The following is a 22,766-nucleotide window of genomic DNA, read 5'->3' as shown; positions in this document are numbered from 1 at the left end:
TATGAAGCTGTGCGCGGATATTCTCTATTGGCGGCTGAAAGAAAAACTGACAACGGTCACGCTGCGGGGCAAAACCGGCAGCGAACTGACGCTGAACCGGCCGGAGTTTTATCTGGACCGCACCCAGTCCTTTGAAAAAAACAGGGTGTATGTCTGCTCCGCGGACCATCTGCCCCAAAGCCCCCGCTTCGGGGAAAACGTATGCCTGGTGTGCCTGGGGCAGCGCCGGGACCTCAACGCCGGTTATGACCGGTGCAGCGTGATTCTGGTAGAGGGCCAATGGGATATTTTCCGGGTGTTCAATCTGGTGCAGGAGGTATTCAACCTGTACGATGCCTGGGAGGAACGGCTCTGGTCCATCCTGCGTCATGGCGCGGCCCTGCCGCAAATGCTGGATGCCAGCCGGAGCATTTTTGAAAACCCCATGCTGCTCATCGGCTCGGACTTCCGCTATCTGGGGGTCACAGAGGAGGGGTATCTGCAAAACGAGCTGGGGTTACAGCTGGATACCCAGTCCTTTGACGTGGAGAAAATGGCCACATTCCTGTCTCTGCATGACATGTCCAACCACGTGCGGGAGCCGCTGCTGCTGGAATTGCAGGGGAAGCGTACCCTCTCTGTGAATATCTTCGATCAGGAGGAGTATCTGGGCTGCCTGACCGTTTTTGAAGGCACCCGGCTTTTCCGGGATTCCGACAAGGCTCTGGCTGTTTTCTTCTCCAAGCTTCTGCGGCAGGCCATCCAGCTCAATCCGGTGCTGGCCGGTACCCGGACCGCTGTGCGCCGGGCGCTGCGCAGCGTCATCTCCGGGCAAAGCATCGATTTTGAATACCGCCGGGCCCTGAGCGCGGAAAGCGGAAAGCAGGACTGGGTCTGTGTCAAGCTGATTCCGGAATCCGGCAGTACGCATCTTCCGGGGGCCTATCTCTCAGCCGCTCTGGAGGAGCGGCATCCGGGCGCGTTGGCCTTTGAATTTGAGGATGCCGTGGCGGAGTTTCTCCCTGTGGATCAGGCAAAAAAAGAGTCCATAGACGCTCTGCGCCCGGTTCTGGAAAAGCTGGGGGTCGTCTGCGGCATTTCCTCTTCCTTTTCCAATCTGTACGACGCGAATCACGCCTGGTTTCAGGCATCCGCGGCCCTGCAAAACGGCCTTTGTCAGGGAAACGGCGCGTCCATCTTCTACTTCCAGAATTATCTGCTTCCCCAGCTTCTCAGCGGCGCGCTGTCCGGACGTCCCACCTGGGTTTTTTACACGGAGGGGCTGAAGCGGCTGAAAGAACATGATGACCACTCTCAGGTGTCCTATTTGCATACCCTCCGGGTCTATCTGGATAACAACCTCTCCGTGGCAAAAACCGCCGCGGCACTGTTTCTGCACCGCTCCACGCTGCTGGACCGTCTGGCCCACATCACCGCCATGCTGGGCAGCGACCTCAAAGACCCGGATTACTGCCTGACCCTCGGCATTATTCTGAGAGCGGAATTGGAACAGAAACGGACAGAGAAGTGTTCCGCGGATTGAGCAGCAGCAAAAACACCGGACTTCCGTCGGCAAACTCCGCAAGGCTTTCTGATACGCTGAACACCCCCGGCGAAAACCGCCGGGGGTGTTTTGGAAAGATTACCCTACGCCTCTTCCCGGTACTCGTAGTACACATAGGTGGAGTTCTCCTCTGCCCGCCGGACCATGGCGGTGTGGCACTGGTCCCGGAGCTTTTGCTTCCGCTCCGGCAGGGACAGGGACATATCCGGGAAGTACGGGCCGTCCAGATAGGTGACGACCTTCGGGAAGACTCCGAACCGCCGCTTCCGGTAGCAGCTGGTCATGGCGTAGACCGGAGCGCCGTCCCGGGCGGGGTAGCCGAAAGAGGCGGCGGGGAAGGGACGGATGCCGGTGTAGAACAGCCAGATGTGCGCCTCGGGGTAAATGGTGATGAGATCCCCCCGGGCAATATGGCTGTGGACGCTTTCCGCCATTTCCCGGCTTTGCTTCATGGTAGAACCAAGGGGAATGGCCCCGAGCATCTGGATAAAATTGTGGATCAAAGGGATGGACAGTGCGTCCGGCCCCACCACGATATAGCTGCGCCCCTTTCGCCGCAGCTGGCAGGGCAGAAAGGCGTCCATGACCCGCTGGGTGTGGTTGGCGTAGACGTAAACGCCCTGCCCGGCGGTCTTCTCCAGCACCTGCCGGTTTTCGAACCGGTGCGCTCCCCAGATTTTCCGGAAGCAGAAGGCGATGGGCCTTGCCAGCCCCCGGTAGACAAAGCAGGCCAAAGAGCGCCAGATGGGGTTTGTGTGGCGGTAGAGAAACCAGTCGGGCAATGGCTTGGTATGGATGTTGGTTCCGGCAAAGTCGTCATGCACCGGGTCCTGATAGGTAAAAATCTTCTTCGGTGTCATGCTTTTCCTGCCGTTTCCAGGAGCATCCGCTCCATGGCGTCCATGCACTTTTCCTGATCAAACTGCCCGGCGGCGTTTTCCGCGTATTTTCGGCTCCAGGCAGCCCGCTCTTCCGGGTGGTCCAGCCACCAGTCGATTTTCGCCGCCAGATCGGCAGGAGAGTTGAACCGGAACTTACTCCTGTCTGTCAGGGCATAGGCCTGGGTGGCGCACCGGGGGGAATCGGAGATAATGGGCACCAGACCGCAGGAGATGGCCTCCAGACAGGAGATGCCCTCGGCCTCCATGGCGGCGCTGTGGACGTACAGATCCGCGTAGTTTAAGAGCTTCACCATGTCCTCGTGAGGGAAGAAGCCGAACCGGGGCTGTATGGGCAGGGGCTTCGCGAGCTTCCGCAGGGATTTCTCCTTGGGGCCGGAGCCTGCCAGGATCAGCTGGATTCTGGCCCGGTATTTGGACATGTTCACGGCCTGAATCAGCACGGCCTGATTCTTCTCCTTGGAATACCGGCCTGTGGCGACGATGACATAGCTGCCCTGATATTCCGCGGGTTTTTCCGCGCGCCGGGGCTTGAACTCGGCGTTGACGCCGTTGGAGATCACATAGCCGTTGGTGGGGCCATACATCTTTTCGTACAGATCCCGGAGAAACCGGGTGGGATAGTGGATGGCGTCCACCATTTTGTAGGTTCTGGAAAAGGCAAAATAGGTCAGACGGTTGGCGAGGGCGCAGTTTTCCAGAAAGATATGGCTGGTAAAGTTCTCGGCCATGGCGTGAAAGCCCGCGCTGACGGGAATGCCCATCTGCTTTGCCAGCTTTGCCGCCCGGCGGCCCAGAATGAAGGGCAGCATGACGTGGACGATGTCGGCCCCTTCGATGGCCTGCCGGATGATATTGTCGTCCGGCTTTGCCAGCTGTACGCCGTTGCTCTTCACATAGCCGTTGAAGATGCCAAGATTCCGGGTGGGCACCACGGCATAGCCGGGTACGCCCCGCTTCTGTTCGTCGGGGCACAGAATCGTAAGCGTGTGTCCCTTTGCTTTCAGACTGCGGATGAGATTCATAGCCGCCAGGGTGGTACCGTTGTTCTCCTCTCCCAGCACGTCACAGACAATGGTAATTCTCATGTAAAATCCTCTTTTTCTTCTTTCTTCACAGGGGTATTATGATACGAAAAACTAAACCTTATATAAACAACGCGCGTGAATCGATGTCCAGACGAAAATCCGGAAGAACACACCGCGGAAACTTCCTGAGAATGAGAATACCGTACTGCTTATTGGATCATACAGAAAACCGGCCGCGTTTGGGAGAGAATCACTGTGCAATGAACAGAAGACAATGGAGCGCCGTTTGAAACCGGCGCTCCGGAATAAAAGCAAATTCGCTGTTGATGATCAACCCGCCCGGCGGTACAGACAAAAGGCGTTAACGTATGCTGTCCGCTGCCTCCTGTCTTACTCCCCTGCCTTTTGAATCAGGGCTTTGCCCAGAGACCGCAGATACTCCCGATAGTCCCCGTCCAGGGGCAGGAAGTCCGTATTGGTCACGGCGTTGTCCCGGTAGTTTTCCATCATGGATTTGAACAGCTCCTGGGTGGTGGGCGGGGTGTAGGTAATGGCGTTGGCTCCCGCCTGAATGGTCCGGCGGATGGACTCCTCGGTCTTGCCGCCGCTGGCAATAATGGGGATGTCCGGCGCCGTATCCCGGACCATTTTCACGATTTCCGGGGTCTGGGCGCCGCCGGCCACATTGATGATGGCCGCGCCATAGCGGATGCGCTCGGCAACGTCCGTATCCATGTTCACCACGGTGATTACCGTGGGAATGTCGATGGACTCCGCCACCATTTTGAGATTCAGGTTGGACACCGGGGCATTGAGCACCGCCCCAAGGGCGCCCTGACTCTCTACATCCTTGGCCAGCGTCACCGTCCGCAGGCCCTTGGTGGTGCCGCCGCCAATGCCGCAGAATACGGGCATGGAGGAATGCTTGATAATGGCATCACTGATGGACTGCTGGGGGGTAAAGGGGTATACCGCGAACACCGCGTCCGCGTCACAGTTTTTGATAATGGCAAGGTCGGTGGTAAAGGCCAGACTTTTAATGCGTTTTCCATAAATCACAATGCCGCTGGCTTCCCGGATGACCTCCGGCATCCGCAGGATATTGTGCCGGAGCTTGCTGTTGATGGTGGGCCTTGCGGGCGTGGCGGAAGAGGCCGAACGGGTTTCGGTCTTTTCAGTTTCTTCTACCTGCTCCATGATTTCTTCGTTCATGTCGGTTTCCTCCGTTTTGGTATGGATTTCCTGGGTTCGCAGCCGAATGCAGGATATCTCATTGTAACATGGAGAAAGTGCCTCCGCAAGAAGCCGGCCGCGCCTTCGGCGGATTCTTTTGTAAACTTTTTGCATAATTGCCCAGTCAGCGCTCCGCCGCCGCCTTGGCCGCCCAGATCGATGGGGCTGCCGCCGCATTTGGTGAAATCTTTTATAAAATAGTTTTGCAAAACGTGGAAGAGTATGATATAGTAGGCATGTAAAGGAAAAGAGAGGTGTCTGTTGTGAACGAAAATTACCAGGAACAGGCGGTCAGCAATATGTCTGTCCGCAGGATCAATCGGGTGCGGGTGCTGAAACTGCTGTTTCGTGCCGGGAGTCTGACGCAGATGGATATCAAAAACCAGCTGGGGCTCAGCGGCCCGACGGTAACCCAGGCATTGCAGTTTTTTACCGGCCTTGGGCTTCTGCGGGAGGGAGACGAGATGCCCTCCTCCGGCGGCAGAAGGCCCCGGCTCATTGAGTTCCGCTACGATGCGTTTTATTCCGCGGGTGTGGAGATTCGGCACCACCATGTGGATATCCAGGTGATCGACCTGCGGGGAACAGTAGTTGTGGGAAAGGTGTACCGTCTGGTCTTTGAAAACACCGCGGAATATTGGCAGCGGGTCAACGCGCTGATCAAGCAGACCGTCGCCGCCGCTCCGGTCCCCCGGCCTCTGCTGGGGGTGGGCATCGCTTTCCCCGGCGAAATATCCGTATCCAAAAACATGGTGTCCCGGTCTACGGTTCTGGCCTGCAGGAACATCCCGCTGAACATCGCCCGGGAAAATGTGGAAAATGTGCTGAGCGTGGAGTATGGCGCCAGCGCGGCGGGCTTCGGCGTGGTCTGGCGGGAGCCAAGCCTGCAAAACGCGGTGTACATTGTCGTGACCAACAGCGGCGTGGCCGGCTCCGTCATTGTGGACAACCGGATCTACCGGGGCACCTCCAATAAGCCGGGGGCCTTTGGCCACATTGTGCTGGACCCCAACGGCCTGCCCTGCTTCTGCGGCGGCCGGGGCTGCTGGTCCGCCTACTGCTCTCTGCGGAATCTGACCCAGAGCGAGGAGCCGGATCTGGAGCGGTTTTTCACAGAATTGCGGGCCGGAAGTCAGGCCCATATCCGCCGCTGGGAGGACTATCTGAATCGGTTTGCCCAGGCCCTGGCGAATATCAGCCTGAGCTTTGATACGGGGATTGTCATCGGCGGCAAGCTGGCTCCCTGGCTGGAGCCTTATATGGAGGACCTGAGGCGCCGGGTGGCGGATTATCCTGTGCTGTCCGAGGAGGAACTGAGCATTCGAACGGATACGGCCTCCCTGAGTCCAATCGCGGAGGGCGTGGCGCTGACCCTGGTGTCGTCCTTTCTGGATGACAACCTGGAGGGCCGGCATTTTGACGATCTGTAACGGAGTTTATACGGAAAGGTAGGGCAGAGCAATGCTGAATATTGGAAGATGGTTTTCCTTTTCCTCCCCGGAGGAACGGAAGGAACGGGAGGAGGCGTACCTCCAAATGGTGTTCCCCTTTGGAGAGGCCCAGAAGCAGCTGGAACAGGGGCTGCTGAAGACCTGCGTCCAGGCGCCGGTGAATGAAAATGAGAAGCTGTACCAGCTGCTGGTGGTGAAGGGACTCTATGCCCAGACCAGGCCGGAGAAGCTGGAGGATACGCTCGGACAATGGTATCGGGGCGCTCTGCTGAAAAAATGGCCGGATTCTGCCCGGGCGGCCCTGCTGGCTCTGGCCCAGCTGAGTCTGGAAGCGGAGGCGCCGGATGCGCTGCCGGTTGAGAAGCAGGTCTCGGACCGCACAGCGGAAATTCAGAAAGACCTGCTCCCCAAGCTGAAAGCCAAGGCCAAAACGCTTTGGAGAAGGTAAGACTTTTGCAAAAATCTCGCGCGCAATATCCAATATCGCCAAAAGCCGAAAGCCGCTTGTGTGATAAACGCTGAAAATCCCCGGGGGCTATTGACAATTGCCGCTCATTTAGTAAAATAGATTTACAAAACAGATTTGCATAAGTTATTCATAGAAATAAGCCGATGCAGATCTGCCGAAACAGACAAACAAAAAAGACAAAAAGGAGAGAACATTTTATGAAAGCGATCCATTCTTCCTGGCGGGCGCTGACAGCGCTCCTGCTGACGGTCATCCTGGTGCTGAGCCTGGCCGCCTGCGGCAATTCCAATACGGCCTCCACCACCCAGGCCGCCCAGACCGAAAACAAGACCGAGACCACAGAAGCCGCCGAAGATTCCCAGACCCACCTCATCGGCTACTCTCTGAACTCCATGGACTCCACCATGAAGACCATGGCGGACTACTTTGAGAGCGTTGCCAGAGAGCATGGCTGGGAGCCTGTTCTGCTGAACGCCAACGGCGACGTGGCCACCGAGCTGAACAATATGGAATCTCTGATGAATATGGGCTGCGAGGCCGTGGTCATCATGGGCTGCGACACCGCCGGTTCCGCCGCCGCCATTGAGGAGCTGGGCGCCGCGGGCATCCCTGTGATCATTGCCGGCAGAAAGATCGAGGCCAAGGAAGACAGCTACTACACCTATGTTGCCGGCGACCACCACGAGGCCGGCAAGGCTCAGGCCGGTTATCTGAACGGTCTGCTGGAAAAGGATCCGGCGCTGGAGCTGAATGTGGCTTTCATCTACGGCCAGTCCGGTTCCTCCTCCGTGCAGCAGCGCTACGAGGGCTTCGAGAGCGACTGCCTGAATGGCCAGTACGCGGACCGGGTGCATCTGATCGCCAGCCAGTACGCCGAGTTCGATACCCAGAAGGCCTACGACATCACCACCGATATGCTGACCTCCTATGAGAATATCAACTGCTTCGTGACCCAGTCCGACGAGCAGGCCGCCGGCATCATCAACGCCATCAAGGCCAAGGGCGGCAGCCTGGACGACTATATCGTGGTCTCCATCGACTGCTCCACCACGGGCCAGAGCTACCTGAAGAGCGGTGAACTGGATGCCTCCGTGCTGATGGCCATGCGGCAGCTGGCCGTCTCCTCCGCGGACTATGTGGAGGCCGCTCTGAACGGCGAGACCGTTGAGAAGACCAATCAGGTGGTCGGCTACTACCAGCTGGTTACCCCGGAGACCTATGTGGAGGTCATGAAGGCCGCCGGTATGGAGCCCGTCGCGTAATATGCCAAAGAATCTCACGCGCCGGAAATACGGAAAATGGCGCGTGAGATCCTAAGGCAGCACCGCATAATTGCGTCTGCGAGTCTCAGCCGTCTTTTTACCCCACTTCTGCAGTTCCCAAAATGGGAAATACATACAGTATTCCTCCATTTTCGGAACCTTGAATTGAGGCAAAAATCCTGTCTGAGCCTTCTTGCCGAATTGTGCGGTGCTGCCTTTTATTCCCCCGGAGGACAGGCCGGGAAACGAGATAAGGTGAGAGATACAATGAAGGTACTGGAAGTTAAAGACGTCAGCAAGAATTTCTACTCGACCCACGCGCTCTCCGGCGTGAGCTTTGATCTGGAGAAGGGCGAGGTACTGGCGCTGGCAGGTGAAAACGGCGCGGGCAAATCCACCATGATGAATATCCTGCTGGGCAGCTTTCCGCCCAGCAGGGGCTCCATGCTTCTGAACGGGGAGCCCTATGAGCCCAAAAGTCCCAGCGACGCCCTGAAAAAAGGCATTTCCATGATCCATCAGGAGCTGTGCCTTGTTCCCAGCATGACGGTGGCGGATAATGTATGGATCGGCCGGTGCGGCCGGTTTTCCAAGGGCGGCATCTACTTCCCCAGGCTCTGCGAGGAGGAGACCCAACGGCTTTTTGACGAATACGGCATTGAGTTGAACCCCAAAGAACAGGTGAAGAACCTGAGTACCGCCCAGATGCAGATGGTGGAGATCGCCCGCGCCATTTCCTATGGTTCCCAGATCGTCATTATGGACGAGCCTACCAGCGCCCTTTCTGATAAAGAGGTGAAGGTGCTCTATAAGATCATCCGGCAGCTGACGAAAAACGGCGTTTCGGTGCTCTTCATCAGCCATAAGCTGGAGGAGGTCTTCGACCTGGCGGACAGGGTCACGATTTTCCGGGACGGCCATATGGTGGGCCTGCACAAGGTCAGTGAGCTGACCATGGACGATCTCATCAACGGCATTGCCGGAAGAAAGGTGGAGAACCTCTACCCCAAGATCCAGCAGGAGCCGGGGGAGGTCCTTCTGGAGGTAAAGAATCTGGGCAAGAGCGGCGTGTACGACGGCGTCAGCTTCCGGGTTCGGGCCGGAGAGGTGCTGGGCTTTGCGGGGCTGGTCGGCGCGGGAAGAACGGAGATCATGCAGGGCATCTACGGCATTGTCCCGGCGGATACCGGCGAAATCTATATTGACGGAAAAAAGGTGGAAAACCGGACGCCCCGACAGGGCCTGAGCCATGGCATCGCCATGGTTACGGAGGACCGCCTGCGGCAGGGCGTTGTGAAGAAGATGAACCTCCGGCTGAATATGACGCTGGCCTATTTCTATAAAATCTGCAAATTCGGCGTTGTGAATTTCGCCCGGGAGCGGGCGGACACGGAGGACATGATCCGCAAGCTCCATGTGAAGACGGCGGGCAGCGACGCGCCCATCTGGTCCCTGTCCGGCGGAAACCAGCAGAAGGTCATGGTTGGCCGGGCACTGCTGAACGAGCCCAGAATCCTGATTCTGGATGAGCCCACCCGGGGCGTGGATGTGGGCGCGAAAAGTGAAATTTACGAATACTGCAATATGCTTGCGGCCCAGGGAATGGCAATTATCCTGATCTCCAGCGACCTGCCTGAGGTCATGGGAATGAGTGATCGGGTCATGGTGGTCCGGGGCGGAGAGATCGTCGCGGAGCACAAACGCAATGGGGCGACGGCGGAACAGATCATGGGCGAGATGTTCGGCATTGCCCAGTAGGAGATCGGAGGACATAAACGATGGAAACCAAAGCAAACAAGAAAAAGCTGTCCAGGGACAGCATCCTGATATTTTTTCTGAAAAACCGGGCGCTGCTGCTGGTGCTGGTTTTCTCCACTTTGCTGACGCTGACGACCAGAACCTTTGCCACCTCCGGCAACCTGATGAGTCTGGCAAGGCAGATTGCCGCCAACGGCATCATCGGCGTGGGTTATACCTTCCTGCTGGCCTCGGACAGTGTTGACCTTTCCGCGGGCTATCTGATGTGCATGACCGGCATTGTCTCCGGTCTGCTGAGCCAGACGGGATTGCCTTTCCCGGTGATATTGCTGATCTGCGTTGTGGTCGCCATGGCCTGCTCCAGTGTGAACGCCGTGATCGAGAACAAATTCGGCCTGCCGCCCTTCCTGGTCACCCTGGCCATGCAGCAGATTTTCCGGGGCGCGCTGATGCTGCTGTCCAACGGCTCTCCCATCAGCAACCTGAATCCCGGCATCATCTTCATGGGCCAGGGCTTCCTGGGGCCCATTCCCTTCTCGGTGCTGCTGATGCTGGTGTTCATTCTGATTGGCCATGTGATTTTCAGCCGCACCCAGTTCGGCCGGAATGTGATCGCCATCGGCGGCAACCCCGACGCGGCCCGGGTCTCCGGCATTGACGTGAAGCGCACCCGGATCTACGTGGCGGCGCTGCTGGGCTTTACCATTGCCATTATGGCGCTGGTCAGCTGTGGCCGTGTGGCCTCTGCCCAGACGACTCTGGGCGGCGACACCGTTATGGATATTATCGCCGCGGTGGTCATCGGCGGCACGCCCATGGGCGGCGGCTCCGGCACCGTGGTGGGCACCCTGTTCGGCTGCCTGGTCATCGGTCTGATCAGCAACGGCCTGAACCTGCTGCACGTCTCCAGCTATTGGCAGATGGTCTCCAAGGGCGTTATTATTCTGGTCGCCGTGATTCTGGACGTGTACAGCGAGCGCATTTACGACCGGATGCGGAATAAGGAGTAATTCATGATTGATTTGAGAAAGAAGCCCTTCTGTCTGGACGACGCGGGCTGCGAATGGGTGGAAAAGACCCTGGCGGGAATGACCGACAGGGAAAAGGTCGGACAGCTGTTCTGCGAAATTCTGTGGGACCGCCCCGGCTCCGCGCCGGAAAAGCTCTTCGACTTCATCGAGCCCGGCGGCGTTATGTACCGGCCCTTCCCCGGGGAGAAGATGCACGCCTTTTCCCGGCGGCTTCAGGCAAAGGCGAAGATTCCTCTGCTGGTGGCCTGCAACTTGGAGCGGGGCGGCTCCGGCGGCAACGGCGGCCTGACGGACGGCACCTACATTGCCAGCCCCATGGGCTGCGCCGCGACGGACGACCCCCAAACTGCCTATCAGCTTGCTCAGGTTGCCTGCCGGGAGGGCGGCGCCGGGGGCGTCAACTGGACCTTTGAGCCCATTGTGGACATTGACAGAAATCCGGAAAACCCCATTACCAATGTCCGGACCTACGGCAGCGACCCGGAGCGGATCATTGCCATGGCCAAGGGCTATATGGACGCCTGCCGGGAGCATGAGGTGGTCACCACCATCAAGCACTTCCCCGGCGACGGCGTGGACTACCGGGATCAGCACCTGATGAGCAGCGTCAACAGTCTGTCGGCGGAGGAGTGGTACGCCACCTACGGCCACATCTACCAGACCCTCATCGACTACGGCGCGCCTACGGTCATGTGCGCCCACATCCGGCAGCCCGCTCTGTGCCGGGAAATCAACCCGGATATCCGGGATGAGGATATCCTTCCCGGCTCCCTGAGCCGGGAGCTGATGCAGGGCGTCCTCCGGGAGAAAATGGGCTTTAATGGCGTAATCGTCACGGATGCCACCCAGATGGTGGGCTTTACCTGCAGCATGCCCCGGCATCTGGCGGTTCCCACCGCCATTGAAAACGGCGCGGATATGTTCCTGTTCACCATCAACCAGAAGGAGGACGTGGGCTTCATGCTGGAGGGCCTTGAAAAGGGCCTGCTCAGCCACAAGCGGCTGGACGAGGCCGTTACCCGGATTCTTGCCCTGAAGGCCAGCATCCATCTGGACAGAAAGCCCGCCGTGCCGGAGGCGTCGGCCCTGTCCTGCCTCCGCTGTCCGGAGCATCGGGCCATCGCCGCGGACGTGGCGGACCGCTGCGTCACGCTGGTCAAGAACAAAGAAAACCTGCTCCCGCTCTCCCCGGCGAAGACCCCGAATGTCAAGCTGATCCAGATCACCAACGAAAACCTCCCGGAGAGCGGCTATTTGCCGGAGCTGGAGCTGCTGAAAGCCCTGCTGGAAAAAGAGGGCTTCCACGTTACCTATTTCAAGGACGGACGCTACCCGGATGTGGATTTCAGTCTGGCGGACTATCAGAAAGAGACAGATCTTGTGATTTATTTTGCCAATATGAAGGTCGGCAGCAACCAGACCACCATCCGGATCACCTGGGATGATTTTCTTGGGGAAAGCTCTCCCAAATATGTCCGCGACTTCCCGTCCCTGTTCCTGTCCTTCTCCAATCCCTACCATCTGGTGGATGTGCCCATGATCCGTACATACATCAACGCCTATTACTGCAACGCCGACACGGTCCGCGCGGTGGTGGAAAAGCTCATGGGCCGCAGCGAATTCAAGGGCATCAGCCCTGTGGATCCCTTCGCGGGGCTGTGGGATACCCGGCTGTAAGGGGGGCGCGGCATGTCGATCCTGGAAGTGCTGATGATTGTATGCTTCGGCCTGGCCTGGCCCATCAACCTGTATAACAGCTGGAAAAACGGGACCACAAAGGGAAAGAATCTGCTGTTCATGAGCTTCATTGTCCTGGCCTATATTTTCGGCATCCTGAATAAGCTGCTGGTTTCCGTAGACGGGGCGGTGTATTTTTACCTTCTGAACGAAGCCATGGTGCTGGCGGATTATATTCTGTATTTTGTGAACCGCAAAAAGGAAATCCGTCAGGGGATCTGCGTGAATTTCACACAGGTCCTGCGGTAATACAGCAAGGTCATCCGTTTAAGAATCATAATTTTGCAATCGCCTCATCGAATGACAGCCAGCAGGCCCGGTAAGCTACGCAAGCAGAGACTCTGTTGGTTTTGAGGCCGGAAGAATTCTTAAGGAGAGCGGTGCGTCGCGCAGCGCCCCCTTAAACCGCATTCTTGGGGAGCTTCTTAGCTGGACAAGAAGCTCCCCGCCGGAGGCACCCAGCCGACGGATGGACAGGGCTGCAAAGAAAGAAGAGAGAAAAATGCTGAAAGCAATTATTTTTGATTTGGACGGTGTCATCTGCTCCACAGATGAATACCACTATCTCGCCTGGAAGAAAATGGCGGACGCCCTGGGCGTCCCCTTTGACCGGGAGATCAACAACCGCCTCCGGGGCGTCAGCCGCATGGACAGTCTGAATATCATTCTGGAGAAATACACCGGCGAACCCCTGAGCGGTGAGCGGAAGCAGCAGCTGGCAGCAATGAAAAACGACGCCTACCGCGCGCTTCTGGCAAACATGGGGCCCAAGGATCTGACGCCGGAGGTCCGCGCCACTCTGGATGCTCTCCGGGCTTCGGGGCTGAAACTGGCCATTGGCTCCTCCAGCAAAAATACGCCTTATATTCTGGAGCGCATCGGCCTGAAGGACTATTTCGACGCCCTTTCGGACGGAAACAATATTACCCGCAGCAAGCCGGACCCGGAGGTGTTCCTGAAGGCGGCGGAGTATCTGGGAGAAGAACCGGAGGTCTGCCTGGTGGTGGAGGACGCAATCTCCGGAGTCCAGGCCGGTCACGCCGGCGGTTTTCGGGTAGCCTGCGTAGGCGATGCCGCCAAAGCGAAGGCGGGGGACTTCAATATGTCCGCTTTTTCGGAGCTGCCGGAGATCGTGAAGGGGCTGCGGTAGGGGAAACACATGTGATTGCCACGGAGAAGACCAGAATCTTCTTGAAATAAAAGGGGAAAAACGATATAATTATAGCGAAAGAATGGACTGACTTTGGAAGCGGACATTTTCGTTACCCGCCTATTATTTCGACAAGGAGATTTTCCATGGCAAGACGGACGCAGGCAGTCATTATGCAGGCATTTATGGATCTGCTGACCCGGAAGCCTCTGGACAAGATCACGGTGAAGGATGTCATAGAGGAAGCGGATATCAACCGGAATACGTTTTACTATTACTATGAGAATATCCCTGCCCTGCTGGACGCGCTTTTTGCTCAGGAGATCCGGAACTTTTCGGAGAGCACGGAGAGAAGCGATTCCTTTGTGGAGGAGTACCGGCGGCTCAGCGCCGTGGTGCGGAACAACCGCCGGGCCATTTACCATATCTACCAGTCCGAGGACCGGGAGCGGATTTCCCGGTATATGGAGACCGGCGCGGAGCTGTTTGTGGAGCGGTTCGTCCGAAAGGCCGCGGCGCCCTACGGCCTCAGCGAGGAGGGCATTCACTATGTGACCCATTTCTACAGCTACGCCGTGGTGGGCCTGACCATGCACAGAATCCGGGAGAATATCCCGACCGAGGATCAGAATCTGGCAGAGCGGATCGAGGGCTCCTTCTACGCCTCTGTGGATGATGTCATTCAGAATTACATTCAGTTTTCCAAAGAGCATCCCTAAGGAACCTCTGAAATTCAGACAAAAAAGCGGAACCATCCGAATTCGGACGGTTCCGCTTTTTTGCCCGTAGAAAACCACCCCCAAAAAGGATAGAATCCAGACATCCGAAACAGGAAAGGGGGCAGGCAGTTGAAGAAGCTGAAAGCTGTGAAGTACGCCTACAGCGTTTTCGCCTGCGCGCTGATTGCCTTCGGGCTGACGGTGCTGATCCGGGCCCGGGTGCCGGAGCACGCGTTTATGCTTGCGGGGGGACTGCTGATGATCGGCTTCGGCATTGTGCGGATTCTGGGGTATTTCTCCAGGGACATCCTGCAGCTGGCCTTTCAGTTCGATCTGATTCTGGGCATTGCTTCCGCGGTGCTGGGCTGCTATATGATCTGGAATCCCCAGGCGGCGGGGCATATCGTCATGGTACTGGGCGTGTTTTTCCTGATCGATGCCCTGTCCAAGGTGCAGACGGCCATTGACGCCAGACGCGTCGGCATGGAGCGCTGGCGGCTGATTCTGGGCATGGCACTGGTGGCGGTGGCCATTGGCGTGCTGGTGGTTCTGACGGAGTTTCAGGACTTTCATATAGTCAGCCGCCTGATCGGGGCCAATCTGGCCGCTGACGGCGTGCTCAACCTGTACGTTACCCAAAGTACCGTAAATACAATTAGGAGGAAAAAAGAATGGGAAGTTTGACGCACATCGCGGCCAGAACCGCCGCGGGCATCGGCATTGACCAGACCCTGAAAAAGGTGAGCCGGGGAGACCGGGAGACGGAACTGCTGAAGCTCATCGACCTGATGGAAAAGTATGTTGCCGGAAGCAGCATCCAGGTCAATGGAGACGCCTACCGGAATCTGATCAAAGACGAAAACAGTGCCCTGAGCCGCTATATCAACCGGGCGCTGGATGAGGTGGACCACAATGTACTGCGGACCACTGTGCTGAACTTCGGCTTTGAGGCCATGCTGAACGGCACCATGACCATCCGCAAAATGCGGGAAGTACACCAGTGCAACATTCCCTGGCTGATCCTCATGGACCCCACCTCCGCCTGCAACCTGCACTGCACCGGCTGCTGGGCCGCGGAGTACGGCAACAAGCTGAACCTGACCTATGAAGAGCTTGCCGGCGTGGTTCGGCAGGGCCGGGATCTGGGCGTCTACTTCTATATGTTCACCGGCGGCGAACCTCTGGTGCGGAAAAAGGATGTCATCCGGCTGTGCCAGGAGTTTAACGACTGCCAGTTTCTGGCCTTCACCAACGGTACTCTGGTAGACGAGGCCTTCTGCGCCGACATGAAGCGGGTGGGCAACCTGATGCTTGCCATCTCTCTGGAGGGCGACCCGGAGGTCAACGACCTGCGCCGGGGCCAGGGCGTTTACGGCAAGGTCATGCACGCCATGGATTTGCTGAAAGCCAACGGCCTGATTTTCGGCACCTCCATCTGCTACACCTCCAAGAACTGCATGTCCGTCACCAGCCCGGAGTTTGTAAAGCTCATGGTAGACAAGGGCTGCCGCTACGCCATGTACTTCCACTATATGCCCGTGGGCAATGAGGCTTCCGTGGATCTGCTGCCCACCCCGGAGCAGCGGATGTATTTGAAAGACCGCATCCGTCAGATCCGGAAGCTCCAGGACGGCGAGGGCCTGTTCACCATGGACTTCCAGAACGATGGCGAGTTTGTAGGCGGCTGCATTGCCGGTGGCCGGAACTACTTCCACATCAACGCCAACGGCGACGCGGAGCCCTGTGTGTTCATCCACTACTCCAATGCCAATATCCGCACCCACACCCTGCTGGAAATCCTCAAGAGCCCCCTGTTCATGGCCTACCGGGACAACCAGCCCTTCAACGAAAACCACCTGCGGCCCTGCCCCATGCTGGAAAACCCGGAAATTTTGCAGAAGATGGTGGCCCAGACCGGTGCCAAGTCCACGGACCTGCAATCCCCGGAGTCTGCCGAGCATCTGTGCGGCAAGTGCCGGGAATACGCCGAGAACTGGAAGCCCTGTGCCGAAAAGCTCTGGGCGGAGGAAAAGCATCCCGTACACAACTACGAAAACTACAAGGACTGGAAGCCCAGGAACTGATCTTCAAGCCCGGTTTTGATCGCTCCAACGGACCGTCCCATACCCCGGACGGCCCGTTTTTCAGCCGCCCTGACAGATAGGAGAACAACCCATGCGCAAACAAACAGCCATAGTCACGGATACCAACAGCGGCCTGCGCCCGGAAGAGGCGGCGGGGCTGGGAATCGATCTGATCCCCATGCCTGTCAATCTGGCCGGGGCGTGCTATTTTGAATATGACACCATTACCCAGGCGGAGATCTTCTCCTGCCTGGGTTCCGGAGCGGAGGTTTCCACGTCCCAGCCAGCCCCCGGGGCACTGACGGACTGCTGGGAGCGGCTGCTGGAAGACTGTGACCAGGTGGTCTATATCCCCATGTCCGCGGGGACTCTCCGGCGGCTACCAGACCGCCGCCATGCTGTCGGGCGACTATGACGGCCGGGTTCTGGTGGCGGATACCCGCCGGATCTCCGTTACCCAGCGGCAGGCGGCTCTGGACGGAGCCTTTCTGGCCCGGCAGGGAAAAACCGGGGCGGAAATCCGGGAATATCTGGAACAGGACGGGGGAAACTCTGATATCTTCATTGCGGTCAACACCCTGGATCTGCTGAAAAAGAGCGGCCGGGTGACGGCGGCGGGGGCGGCTCTGGGCAGTATGCTGAGCATCAAGCCCGTGCTGTGCATCCGGAGCGGAAAGCTGGACGCCTACCGGAAGGTAAGGGGCATGCGCTCCGCCATGCAGGCCATGATCGAGGGCTTGCGGGAGGACAGCCGGCGTCTGGAGGGAGAGCGTCTTTTCATCCGGGCCGCCTATGCCGGGGACCGGCAGGCGGGAGAAAACTGGCAGGCTGCTCTGCGGGAGGCCTTCCCGGAATATGAGATCGGTCTGGACCCTCTGCCCATCAGCGTCTGCTGCCATGTGGGCTACGGCGCTCTGGGCGTCGGCATCGCACGGGATATTCTGACGGAGGGGGAGGCAAAATGAAACTCGACCGTCCCACCCCCTGTAAATCCATGGCGGGACCATCCCGGATGTCACTTCCCATGAGGTCACAGGCGGGGCTGCACAACAAATCCGCAATGTTCCGGTTATAAGAGAATCAACTGCCCCGCAAAGCAGCGAAGCAGTTGACAAAAAAATAAAACTGGGGTATACTGTAGATACAAAGGGTGCTGCCAGTAGGTCGGCTCCCTGTATATGTCACGAAGAGATAATCGTAACTTTGGAGAGCTGGCGATTATCTCTTCTTGTTGTTATCCTGGCGAACCAGGGTAATGACAGCAATAATGACCATGCAGAATTGAAAAATTCCTTCCCATGTAACGTCCATGCCTGTCACCCCCTCTCTTTCGATTGGGGGCAAGAAGTATCACCCCCGAAAAAAGATCCGAGGGAACCGCCTACCGGGGTACTGGTAGCACCGCAGACAGCATAGCACAGGATTTGACAAATTGCAAGCAAAAGAGTGGGGCGTGTAACGCACAAAAATAGCATTGCGCGAAAGAAACTCTTTACTTTTGGAAATACTTGTGATACAATGCGACTGCTGACTATGGGTCGGCATATTCCCCGGGCTCAGTTGCGGGAGAAAACCTACGGGTATTTCACCAGACCCCATACTTAGCCCCTGAGAAAATACAATAAAAAGGTGGAAAACACAATGATCCAGAAGGAAAAGAAGACCCAGGTTATCCTGGACAACGCTACCCACGAGGGCGACACCGGTTCTCCCGAGGTTCAGATCGCCATCCTGACCGCCCGCATCAACGAGCTGACCGATCACCTGCGCGTGCACAAGCATGACAACCACTCCCGCCGTGGTCTGCTGATGATGGTTGGTAAGCGCCGCAAGATGCTGGACTATCTGGCAAAGAAGGACATCAACCGCTACCGTGCTCTGATCGCCAAGCTGGGTATCCGTAAGTAATATTCCCCGGGGCGACGGAATCCGTCGCCCCTTTTTCACATCTCAAATTTTCGGGAGTCCCTTTAGCGTTTGAAAGTGATGGGTTTTCAAACCTTCCCCCAACCGGTGTCATTGCGAGGCAGTGCGCACACTGCCGTGGCAATCCCCCGGGTTTTCAGATTGTGCGTTTAACGGGGGGGATTGCCACACCAGCGTGCGCGCTGGTTCGCAATGACAGAATGTTATCCCACCAGTTTCAAGTGCTAAACCTCCCGAGAAAATAAAAAATCACAACAGGAGGTTCACCAATGATTACTCACAAGCAGTTCCCCAACCACAAGGTGTACGAAATGGAAATCGGCGGCCGTCCCTTTACCGTGGAGACCGGTAAGGTGGCTGAGCTGGCCAATGCCGAGTGCATCTGCCGCTATGGCGACACCGTGGTGCTGACGACCTGCACTTCCAACCCCATCCCCAAGGCCGGTATTGACTACTTTCCTCTGACCATCGAGTTTGAGGAGCGTATGTACTCCGTAGGCCGGATCCCCGGCTCCTTCAACCGCCGGGAGGGCAAGCCCTCTGAGCGGGGCATCCTCAACAGCCGGATCATTGACCGGCCCATGCGTCCCCTCTTCGACGAGGAGCTGCGCAACGACACCGTTGTGACCTGCACCGTTCTGGCCAACGACTACGACAACCCCGTGGAGATCGTGGCCTCTCTGGGCGCTTCCATCGCCATCGCTTCCTCCGATGTGCCCTGGAACGGACCTGTGGCCACCACCAATGTGTGCCACCTGAACGGCGAGTATATCATCAACCCCTCCGCGGATCAGCGCAATGCCTGCGACTGCTTCGTCTGCATTTCCTCCACCTTCGAAAAGGTGGTCATGATCGAGACTGAGGCCAATGAGGCCCCCGAGGGCGTGGTGCTGGAGGCTATCCGCATTGCCCACGAGACCAACATGGAGATCGTGAAGTTCATCAATGGCATCGTGGCCGAGATCGGCAAGCCCAAGTTCACCTTTGAAAAGGCTGCCGTCAACCATGAGCTGCTGGACGACCTGATGAACTACGGCCTGGACCAGATCGAGTACGCTCTGGATACCCCCGACAAGAATGTCCGGGAGGAGCGGCTCACCGCCGCCCGGCTGGACTTTGCCGAGAAGTTTGCCGACAAGTACGAGGACTTCGATACCCATATTGAGGTGTGCCTGTACAAGATGCAGAAGAAGGTCGTCAAGAAGTGGCTGCTCCAGGGCAAGCGTGTAGACGGCCGCGGCATGGACGAAATTCGTCCCCTGGATGCCGAGGTTGGTGTGCTGCCCAGAGTCCACGGCAGCGGCCTGTTCACCCGTGGCCAGACGCAGGTGCTGTCCGTCTGCACCCTGAATACCCTGTCCGCCGCCCAGAAGCTGGACACCATCTACCCCGAGGACACCAAGCGTTATATCCACCACTATAACTTCCCCGCCTACTCCACCGGCGAGGCCCGTGCCGCCCGTTCCACCTCCCGCCGGGAGATCGGCCACGGCGCTCTGGCTGAAAAGGCCCTGCTGCCTGTGATTCCCAGCGTGGAGGAGTTCCCCTATGCCATCCGGGTGGTTTCCGAGGTGCTGTCCTCCAACGGCTCCACCTCTCAGGGCTCCATCTGCGGCTCTACTCTGGCCCTGATGGATGCCGGTGTGCCCATCAAGCGGCCTGTGGCCGGTATTTCCTGCGGCCTGATCTCCGACCAGGAGACCGGCGAATGGAGAACCTTTACCGACATTCAGGGCGTGGAAGACTTCCACGGCGAAATGGACTTCAAGGTGGCCGGTACCACCGAGGGCATTACCGCCATTCAGATGGACCTGAAGAACCGTGGGCTCACCATGGAGATCATTGCCGACGCTCTGGAACGCTGCCGGAAGGCCCGTCTGGAGATCCTCAATGAGATCATGCTCCCCTGCATCCCCGCGCCCCGTGCCGAGGTTTCCGAGTATGCTCCCAAGATGCTGAGCCTGAAGATCCCCGTGGACAAGATCCGGGAAGTCATCGGCTCCGGCGGAAAGACCATCCAGAAGATCTGCGCCGACACCGGCGCCAAGGTGGACATCGATGACGACGGCTCCGTCTTCATCTCCGCCGTGGACGCTGCCGCCGCCTACGCCGCCAAGAAGATGGTAGACGACATCTGCTTCGTTCCCGAGGTGGGCAAGCTCTACTACGGCAAGGTGGTCCGCATCCTGCCCATCGGTGCTTTCGTTGAGATCGCCCCGGGCCACGACGGCATGGTTCACATTTCCAAGCTGGAAAACCGCCGTGTGGAAAAGGTCGAGGACGTGCTGAATCTGGGCGACATGACCTGGGTCAAGTTCATGGGTTTCGACGAAAAGGGCCGCGCCAACTTCAGCCGCAAGGACGCCCTGAAGGAAATGGAAGGCAAGTAAGCCGCAATAACAATACAGCCGCCGTTGGGCTCCTCCTGTCAGGAGGGATGCCCAACGGCGGCTTTTGTATCTGTGGGGAAGAGCTGCTGCATTAGGCAATTATTCAGCGTAAAAAATGTAATCATACCGCAAAAATTCGTTGTAATTTTTGCGGTATGATGTTATAGTATAGAGAGACAATGGTAACGGAGGTGTGCTTATGTATCGAATTGCCATGGAAAAGCTGTTAAACTGGAAGCAAGGCAAGCGTCGGAAACCCTTGATTATTGAAGGTGCCCGGCAGGTCGGCAAAACCTGGCTGATGAAGGAGTTCGGCAGACAGGCCTATGCGGATACCGTGTATATCAACTTTGATGCCAACTCCAGAATGGCGGAGCTGTTTGCCTCGGACTTGAATACAGATCGCCTGATCCTGGGGCTGGAGTTGTATGTAGGGCATAAAATTGACCCGGAGAGCTCTCTGCTGATATTTGATGAAGTCCAGGAGGTCCCGAGGGCGCTGGCCTCTTTGAAATACTTTTATGAAAACGCACCGCAGTATCATATTGTGTGCGCGGGTTCCCTGCTTGGGATCGCCTTGCATCAGGGTACGTCTTTTCCTGTGGGCAAAGTAGATTTTCTGAAGCTCTATCCGCTGTCCTTTCGGGAATTCCTGATGGCCACTGGGCAGGAGCAGTTTGCTGAATTGCTGGATAAGCAGGATTTCCAGATGATCACGAGCTTTAAGCAAACATATATCGATGCGTTGAGGTACTATTACTTTGTCGGCGGCATGCCGGAAGCGGTGGCGTGCTTTGCGGAAAGCAAGGACTTTAATGAGGTCCGTGAAATTCAGAAGCGGATCCTTGCGGCCTATGAGCAGGACTTTTCCAAGCATGCGCCAAACGAGATCGTGCCGAGGCTGCGGATGCTGTGGAACAGCATACCCTCCCAGCTGGCAAAGGAAAACAAGAAGTTTATCTACGGCCTTGTCCGGGAAGGCGGCCGCGCAAAAGACTATGAAACTGCCATCCTTTGGCTCAGCGACTGCGGCCTTGTGCATAAGGTCAGCCGGGTCAACGCGGCGGGAATCCCCCTACGGGCCTACGAGGACCTGAAAGCGTTCAAACTGTTTGTGCTGGATGTTGGCCTCCTTGGCTGTATGACCGGACTGCGCCAGCGCACCTTGCTTGATGGAAACGACCTTTTTGTGGAATTCAAGGGCGCGCTGACGGAACAGTATGTCTGCCAGCAGCTGCAAACCATAGAGGATCTGGATGTCTATTATTATACCAATGACAGAGGCTCCTGCGAAGTGGACTTTATTGTGGATACGGGTGAGCGGATCATTCCGGTTGAAGTCAAGGCGGAAACAAACCTGAAAGCAAAAAGTCTGAGGACTTATCGGGAGAAATTTTCTCCTGAGATTTCTATCCGCACCTCTATGGCAGATTACAAAAAGGAAGACTGGCTTGTGAATCTGCCGCTGTATGCCATAGATCAGATCGCCAGAATATAATTTTCCGTATGAAAGGCCGGTGAGGCAACAGCAAATGAAAACGATCCTATTGATCAGACATTCCGAACCCATCAGGGACAGGATAGTGCCGACAGCCATGCTGCCGCTGTCCGAACGGGGGTATGAAAAGGCGCGGGAGCTGTTCCGGCGGGATGTTTTTCGTACCGTTGACGCGGTTTACACCTCGCCGTACAGGAGAGCCCGGTACACTGCCCGGGAGCTGCGTGAAGGCGCGATGACAGATGACCGGCTCCGGGAACGGGAGCTGGGGGATCCGCAAACGCTGGACGCGGCTTTCTGGGGCATACAGTACGCGGATCATGCCTACAAAAACGGCGAATCGCTGAATGATGCCGGGAAGAGAATGACAGCGGCCCTGCGCGGGATCCGGTACATGGACGCGGAATGAGGGCTCGCAAATTTGTTTGACATTCGAGCGATCACCTGTATAATAGACAGCGTGGAAATCCACCGTCCACGGTTGAGTTTTGTCCTCCTTGTAGACGGTGCGCGGTAAAAGACGGTTGCCTGCCATCCCGTGAGAGCGGAATGGAGGCGTGTAGGCGGCTCTCACGGGAAATCTTTTCC

The 22,766-nt window shown here is 57.3% G+C and carries 22 protein-coding genes; 18 read left to right on the top strand and 4 right to left on the bottom strand.

Annotated features, from left to right (window positions below; all coding sequences use genetic code 11):
* The first annotated feature begins 1 nt into the window (after window position 1).
* Window positions 2–1,522 carry a CdaR family transcriptional regulator gene (locus KQI10_RS10535; RefSeq protein ID WP_216567361.1) on the top strand — a complete coding sequence of 507 codons (1,521 nt, stop codon included), beginning with the start codon at window positions 2–4 and terminating at the stop codon, window positions 1,520–1,522.
* A gap of 104 nt (window positions 1,523–1,626) precedes the next feature.
* Here the strand turns inward: KQI10_RS10535 and KQI10_RS10530 are convergent, their stop codons facing one another.
* The 3 genes from KQI10_RS10530 to KQI10_RS10520 all read right to left on the bottom strand — a co-directional run bounded on the left by KQI10_RS10530 (window position 1,627) and on the right by KQI10_RS10520 (window position 4,562).
* Entirely contained in the window at window positions 1,627–2,403 is a 777-nt protein-coding gene (locus KQI10_RS10530) for a 1-acyl-sn-glycerol-3-phosphate acyltransferase (RefSeq protein ID WP_216567360.1), read from the bottom strand.
* Window positions 2,400–3,530, bottom strand: a complete 1,131-nt coding sequence (locus KQI10_RS10525; RefSeq protein WP_216567359.1) for a glycosyltransferase — start codon at window positions 3,528–3,530, stop codon at window positions 2,400–2,402. The genes KQI10_RS10530 and KQI10_RS10525 overlap by 4 nt, the downstream gene beginning before the upstream one ends.
* A gap of 330 nt (window positions 3,531–3,860) precedes the next feature.
* Window positions 3,861–4,562: a hydrolase gene (locus KQI10_RS10520; RefSeq protein ID WP_253285249.1), complete on the bottom strand. Its 702-nt coding sequence runs from the start codon at window positions 4,560–4,562 to the stop codon at window positions 3,861–3,863.
* A gap of 404 nt (window positions 4,563–4,966) precedes the next feature.
* Here KQI10_RS10520 and KQI10_RS10515 point away from each other — a divergent pair, with 404 nt between their 5' ends.
* From KQI10_RS10515 to KQI10_RS10460, 13 genes are all read left to right on the top strand, one after another.
* Window positions 4,967–6,133: an ROK family protein gene (locus tag KQI10_RS10515; protein WP_216567358.1), complete on the top strand. Its 1,167-nt coding sequence runs from the start codon at window positions 4,967–4,969 to the stop codon at window positions 6,131–6,133.
* A gap of 31 nt (window positions 6,134–6,164) precedes the next feature.
* Window positions 6,165–6,602, top strand: coding sequence for a hypothetical protein (locus KQI10_RS10510; RefSeq protein ID WP_216567357.1), 438 nt, complete (start codon window positions 6,165–6,167; stop codon window positions 6,600–6,602).
* A 218-nt stretch (window positions 6,603–6,820) separates the two neighbouring features.
* Window positions 6,821–7,885, top strand: a complete 1,065-nt coding sequence (locus tag KQI10_RS10505) for a sugar ABC transporter substrate-binding protein (protein ID WP_216567356.1) — start codon at window positions 6,821–6,823, stop codon at window positions 7,883–7,885.
* 267 nt (window positions 7,886–8,152) lie between these two features.
* Window positions 8,153–9,643, top strand: coding sequence for a sugar ABC transporter ATP-binding protein (locus KQI10_RS10500; RefSeq protein ID WP_216567355.1), 1,491 nt, complete (start codon window positions 8,153–8,155; stop codon window positions 9,641–9,643).
* Window positions 9,644–9,663: 20 nt separating this feature from the next.
* Window positions 9,664–10,653 carry an ABC transporter permease gene (locus KQI10_RS10495; RefSeq protein WP_216567354.1) on the top strand — a complete coding sequence of 330 codons (990 nt, stop codon included), beginning with the start codon at window positions 9,664–9,666 and terminating at the stop codon, window positions 10,651–10,653.
* A 3-nt stretch (window positions 10,654–10,656) separates the two neighbouring features.
* Window positions 10,657–12,351, top strand: coding sequence for a glycoside hydrolase family 3 protein (locus KQI10_RS10490; protein ID WP_216567353.1), 1,695 nt, complete (start codon window positions 10,657–10,659; stop codon window positions 12,349–12,351).
* Between the two features lie 12 nt (window positions 12,352–12,363).
* Complete coding sequence (locus tag KQI10_RS10485) at window positions 12,364–12,660, top strand: hypothetical protein (protein ID WP_216567352.1); 297 nt, start codon at window positions 12,364–12,366, stop codon at window positions 12,658–12,660.
* Between the two features lie 253 nt (window positions 12,661–12,913).
* On the top strand, window positions 12,914–13,561 hold the full coding sequence (gene pgmB / locus KQI10_RS10480; protein WP_216567351.1) for a beta-phosphoglucomutase: 648 nt from the start codon (window positions 12,914–12,916) through the stop codon (window positions 13,559–13,561).
* A gap of 146 nt (window positions 13,562–13,707) precedes the next feature.
* Window positions 13,708–14,280, top strand: a complete 573-nt coding sequence (locus KQI10_RS10475; RefSeq protein WP_216567350.1) for a TetR/AcrR family transcriptional regulator — start codon at window positions 13,708–13,710, stop codon at window positions 14,278–14,280.
* Window positions 14,281–14,409: 129 nt separating this feature from the next.
* Complete coding sequence (locus KQI10_RS10470) at window positions 14,410–14,964, top strand: DUF308 domain-containing protein (RefSeq protein ID WP_216567349.1); 555 nt, start codon at window positions 14,410–14,412, stop codon at window positions 14,962–14,964.
* A complete protein-coding gene (locus tag KQI10_RS10465) occupies window positions 14,952–16,364 on the top strand; it encodes a radical SAM protein (RefSeq protein ID WP_216567348.1) in 1,413 nt (470 codons plus the stop codon). Before KQI10_RS10470 ends, KQI10_RS10465 begins: the two co-directional genes overlap by 13 nt.
* Before the next feature lie 91 nt (window positions 16,365–16,455).
* Window positions 16,456–16,779, top strand: coding sequence for a DegV family protein (locus tag KQI10_RS11745; protein WP_253285247.1), 324 nt, complete (start codon window positions 16,456–16,458; stop codon window positions 16,777–16,779).
* Complete coding sequence (locus tag KQI10_RS10460) at window positions 16,760–17,329, top strand: DegV family protein (RefSeq protein WP_253285246.1); 570 nt, start codon at window positions 16,760–16,762, stop codon at window positions 17,327–17,329. The genes KQI10_RS11745 and KQI10_RS10460 overlap by 20 nt, the downstream gene beginning before the upstream one ends.
* Before the next feature lie 253 nt (window positions 17,330–17,582).
* Here KQI10_RS10460 and KQI10_RS12000 read toward each other — a convergent pair whose 3' ends face one another.
* Window positions 17,583–17,675 (bottom strand): putative holin-like toxin, encoded by a 93-nt coding sequence (locus tag KQI10_RS12000; RefSeq protein WP_371818409.1) that lies wholly within the window; start codon window positions 17,673–17,675, stop codon window positions 17,583–17,585.
* 330 nt (window positions 17,676–18,005) lie between these two features.
* Between KQI10_RS12000 and rpsO the strand changes: the two genes are divergently transcribed.
* From rpsO to KQI10_RS10440, 4 genes are all read left to right on the top strand, one after another.
* Window positions 18,006–18,272: a 30S ribosomal protein S15 gene (rpsO, locus tag KQI10_RS10455; RefSeq protein WP_216567347.1), complete on the top strand. Its 267-nt coding sequence runs from the start codon at window positions 18,006–18,008 to the stop codon at window positions 18,270–18,272.
* A gap of 287 nt (window positions 18,273–18,559) precedes the next feature.
* Window positions 18,560–20,680, top strand: a complete 2,121-nt coding sequence (locus tag KQI10_RS10450) for a polyribonucleotide nucleotidyltransferase (RefSeq protein WP_216567346.1) — start codon at window positions 18,560–18,562, stop codon at window positions 20,678–20,680.
* Between the two features lie 199 nt (window positions 20,681–20,879).
* Window positions 20,880–22,178 carry an ATP-binding protein gene (locus KQI10_RS10445; protein WP_216567345.1) on the top strand — a complete coding sequence of 433 codons (1,299 nt, stop codon included), beginning with the start codon at window positions 20,880–20,882 and terminating at the stop codon, window positions 22,176–22,178.
* Window positions 22,179–22,212: 34 nt separating this feature from the next.
* Complete coding sequence (locus KQI10_RS10440) at window positions 22,213–22,587, top strand: histidine phosphatase family protein (protein WP_216567344.1); 375 nt, start codon at window positions 22,213–22,215, stop codon at window positions 22,585–22,587.
* The last annotated feature ends 179 nt before the right edge of the window (window positions 22,588–22,766 follow it).

Source organism: Pseudoflavonifractor sp. MSJ-30 (assembly GCF_018918045.1).
GTDB lineage: Bacteria > Bacillota > Clostridia > Oscillospirales > Oscillospiraceae > Faecousia.
The sequence above is the reverse complement of the archived record's forward strand: the minus strand, read 5'-3'. Positions and strand labels throughout refer to the sequence as shown.

Coding starts and splice junctions, on each gene's coding strand:
- KQI10_RS10520 (WP_253285249.1), bottom strand. CDS start 4,562: ATGCCGGAGGTCATCCGGGAAGCCAGCGGCATTGTGATTTATGGAAAA.
- KQI10_RS10505 (WP_216567356.1), top strand. CDS start 6,821: ATGAAAGCGATCCATTCTTCCTGGCGGGCGCTGACAGCGCTCCTGCTG.
- KQI10_RS10445 (WP_216567345.1), top strand. CDS start 20,880: ATGTATCGAATTGCCATGGAAAAGCTGTTAAACTGGAAGCAAGGCAAG.
- KQI10_RS10525 (WP_216567359.1), bottom strand. CDS start 3,530: ATGAGAATTACCATTGTCTGTGACGTGCTGGGAGAGGAGAACAACGGT.
- rpsO (WP_216567347.1), top strand. CDS start 18,006: ATGATCCAGAAGGAAAAGAAGACCCAGGTTATCCTGGACAACGCTACC.
- pgmB (WP_216567351.1), top strand. CDS start 12,914: ATGCTGAAAGCAATTATTTTTGATTTGGACGGTGTCATCTGCTCCACA.
- KQI10_RS10530 (WP_216567360.1), bottom strand. CDS start 2,403: ATGACACCGAAGAAGATTTTTACCTATCAGGACCCGGTGCATGACGAC.
- KQI10_RS10465 (WP_216567348.1), top strand. CDS start 14,952: ATGGGAAGTTTGACGCACATCGCGGCCAGAACCGCCGCGGGCATCGGC.
- KQI10_RS10485 (WP_216567352.1), top strand. CDS start 12,364: ATGTCGATCCTGGAAGTGCTGATGATTGTATGCTTCGGCCTGGCCTGG.
- KQI10_RS10495 (WP_216567354.1), top strand. CDS start 9,664: ATGGAAACCAAAGCAAACAAGAAAAAGCTGTCCAGGGACAGCATCCTG.
- KQI10_RS12000 (WP_371818409.1), bottom strand. CDS start 17,675: ATGGACGTTACATGGGAAGGAATTTTTCAATTCTGCATGGTCATTATT.
- KQI10_RS10460 (WP_253285246.1), top strand. CDS start 16,760: ATGCTGTCGGGCGACTATGACGGCCGGGTTCTGGTGGCGGATACCCGC.
- KQI10_RS11745 (WP_253285247.1), top strand. CDS start 16,456: ATGCGCAAACAAACAGCCATAGTCACGGATACCAACAGCGGCCTGCGC.
- KQI10_RS10475 (WP_216567350.1), top strand. CDS start 13,708: ATGGCAAGACGGACGCAGGCAGTCATTATGCAGGCATTTATGGATCTG.
- KQI10_RS10490 (WP_216567353.1), top strand. CDS start 10,657: ATGATTGATTTGAGAAAGAAGCCCTTCTGTCTGGACGACGCGGGCTGC.
- KQI10_RS10510 (WP_216567357.1), top strand. CDS start 6,165: ATGCTGAATATTGGAAGATGGTTTTCCTTTTCCTCCCCGGAGGAACGG.
- KQI10_RS10450 (WP_216567346.1), top strand. CDS start 18,560: ATGATTACTCACAAGCAGTTCCCCAACCACAAGGTGTACGAAATGGAA.
- KQI10_RS10535 (WP_216567361.1), top strand. CDS start 2: ATGAAGCTGTGCGCGGATATTCTCTATTGGCGGCTGAAAGAAAAACTG.
- KQI10_RS10440 (WP_216567344.1), top strand. CDS start 22,213: ATGAAAACGATCCTATTGATCAGACATTCCGAACCCATCAGGGACAGG.
- KQI10_RS10500 (WP_216567355.1), top strand. CDS start 8,153: ATGAAGGTACTGGAAGTTAAAGACGTCAGCAAGAATTTCTACTCGACC.